1 rRNA gene is annotated in these 3,091 nt (G+C 50.3%); it reads left to right on the top strand.

Going from position 1 to position 3,091, the window contains the following annotated elements:
• Positions 1-178: 178 nt before the first annotated feature.
• Positions 179-3,069 (top strand): 23S ribosomal RNA (locus OA79_RS17695).
• Positions 3,070-3,091: the final 22 nt, after the last annotated feature.

Here is a 3,091-nt window from a genome sequence, read left to right as displayed (position 1 = left end):
TCTGACTTAGTGCTTTGCACTAAACTTGCTCTTTAACAATTCGAATTTTGAAATAACGATGAATCAAGCGTTAAACCGGTGGAAAGCACTTTAACCTAAGTGACTTTCTATTATCGTAAATCCAGAGAAGAGACAAAAGCTTCTTTGGTATGTGATCCGAAACTATTTTGGGTTATATGGTCAAGTGACCAAGCGTGCACGGTGGATGCCTTGGCAGTCAGAGGCGATGAAGGACGTGGTAATCTGCGAAAAGCTCGGGGGAGTCGATAAACAGACTTTGATCCCGAGATGTCCGAATGGGGAAACCCACTCTACTTGTAGAGTATCCCACAGTGAATACATAGCTGTGTGGAGGCGAACCCGGGGAACTGAAACATCTAAGTACCCGGAGGAAAAGAAATCAACCGAGATTCCCTAAGTAGCGGCGAGCGAAAGGGGATTAGCCCTTAAGTTGATTTGGTGTTAGTAGAAGACCCTGGAAAGGGTCGCCGTAGAGGGTGATAGCCCCGTATACGAAAACGCCTTATTAATGAAAACGAGTAGGACGGGACACGTGTTATCCTGTCTGAACATGGGGGGACCATCCTCCAAGGCTAAATACTCCTGACTGACCGATAGTGAACCAGTACCGTGAGGGAAAGGCGAAAAGAACCCCTGTGAGGGGAGTGAAATAGATCCTGAAACCGTGTACGTACAAGCAGTGGGAGCCGATTTATTCGGTGACTGCGTACCTTTTGTATAATGGGTCAACGACTTATTTTCAGTAGCAAGGTTAAGCGAATAGTGGAGCCGTAGGGAAACCGAGTCTTAATAGGGCGTTTAGTTGCTGGGAATAGACCCGAAACCGGGCGATCTATCCATGAGCAGGTTGAAGGTTGGGTAACACTAACTGGAGGACCGAACCCACGTACGTTGAAAAGTCCGGGGATGACTTGTGGATAGGAGTGAAAGGCTAATCAAGCTCGGAGATAGCTGGTTCTCCTCGAAAGCTATTTAGGTAGCGCCTCGCGTATTGCCATTGGGGGTAGAGCACTGTTTGGGCTAGGGGGTCATCCCGACTTACCAACCCCATGCAAACTCCGAATACCAATGAGTATGAGCGCGGGAGACACACGGCGGGTGCTAACGTCCGTCGTGGAAAGGGAAACAACCCAGACCGTCAGCTAAGGTCCCAAAGTTACAGTTAAGTGGGAAACGATGTGGGAAGGCTCAGACAGCTAGGAGGTTGGCTTAGAAGCAGCCATCCTTTAAAGAAAGCGTAATAGCTCACTAGTCGAGTCGGCCTGCGCGGAAGATATAACGGGGCTCAAACTGTACACCGAAGCTACGGATCCAAGATTTATCTTGGATGGTAGAGGAGCGTTCTGTAGGCCGTTGAAGGGAAAGCTGTAAGGCATCCTGGAGGTATCAGAAGTGCGAATGTTGACATGAGTAACGATAAGGGGAGTGAAAAACTCCCCCGCCGGAAGACCAAGGTTTCCTGTCCCATGTTAATCAGGGCAGGGTGAGTCGGCCCCTAAGGCGAGGCAGAAATGCGTAGTCGATGGGAAACAGGTTAATATTCCTGTACTCGTGCATATTGCGATGGAGAGACGGAGAAGGCTAGGCCAGCGCGGCGATGGTTGTCCGCGTTTAAGGTTGTAGGCTGGGGTTTTAGGTAAATCCGGAACCCTGTTAAGGCTGAGAATTGATGACGAGCCCTCTTTTGGGCGAAGTGGTTGATGCCATGCTTCCAGGAAAAACTTCTAAGCTTCAGATATGCAGGAACCGTACCCCAAACCGACACAGGTGGTCAGGTAGAGAATACCAAGGCGCTTGAGAGAACTCGGGTGAAGGAACTAGGCAAAATGGTACCGTAACTTCGGGAGAAGGTACGCCGGCCGGTGTGAAGGACTTGCTCCGTAAGCACTAGTCGGTCGAAGATACCAGGTGGCTGCGACTGTTTATTAAAAACACAGCACTCTGCAAACACGAAAGTGGACGTATAGGGTGTGACGCCTGCCCGGTGCTTGAAGGTTAATTGATGGGGTTAGCGTAAGCGAAGCTCTTGATCGAAGCCCAAGTAAACGGCGGCCGTAACTATAACGGTCCTAAGGTAGCGAAATTCCTTGTCGGGTAAGTTCCGACCTGCACGAATGGCGTAACGATGGCCACACTGTCTCCACCCGAGACTCAGTGAAATTGAAATCGCAGTGAAGATGCTGTGTATCCGCGGCTAGACGGAAAGACCCCGTGAACCTTTACTATAGCTTCACAGTGAACTTTGAACCTACTTGTGTAGGATAGGTGGGAGGCTTTGAAGATAGGACGCCAGTTCTATTGGAGCCAATCTTGAAATACCACCCTGGTACGTTTGAGGTTCTAACTCAGGTCCCTTATCGGGATCGAGGACACTGTGTGGTGGGTAGTTTGACTGGGGCGGTCTCCTCCCAAAGAGTAACGGAGGAGCACGAAGGTGTGCTCAGCATGGTCGGAAATCATGCATAGAGTGTAAAGGCAAAAGCACGCTTAACTGCGAGACAGACACGTCGAGCAGGTACGAAAGTAGGTCTTAGTGATCCGGTGGTTCTGTATGGAAGGGCCATCGCTCAACGGATAAAAGGTACTCCGGGGATAACAGGCTGATACCGCCCAAGAGTTCACATCGACGGCGGTGTTTGGCACCTCGATGTCGGCTCATCACATCCTGGGGCTGAAGCCGGTCCCAAGGGTATGGCTGTTCGCCATTTAAAGTGGTACGCGAGCTGGGTTTAGAACGTCGTGAGACAGTTCGGTCCCTATCTGCCGTGGACGTTTGAGATTTGAGAGGAGCTGCTCCTAGTACGAGAGGACCGGAGTGGACGAACCTCTGGTGTTCCGGTTGTCACGCCAGTGGCATTGCCGGGTAGCTACGTTCGGACGGGATAACCGCTGAAAGCATCTAAGCGGGAAGCCTCCCTCAAGATAAGATCTCACTGGAACATAAGTTCCCTAAAGAGCCGTTGAAGACTACGACGTTGATAGGTTGGGTGTGTAAGTGCTGTGAGGCATTGAGCTAACCAATACTAATTGCTCGTGAGGCTTGACCATATAACACCAAAGTAGTTTTTAG

Origin of the sequence: Marinomonas sp. TW1 (assembly GCF_001625355.1) — a bacterium.
Taxonomy (GTDB): domain Bacteria; phylum Pseudomonadota; class Gammaproteobacteria; order Pseudomonadales; family Marinomonadaceae; genus Marinomonas.
The sequence above is the reverse complement of the archived record's forward strand: the minus strand, read 5'-3'. Positions and strand labels throughout refer to the sequence as shown.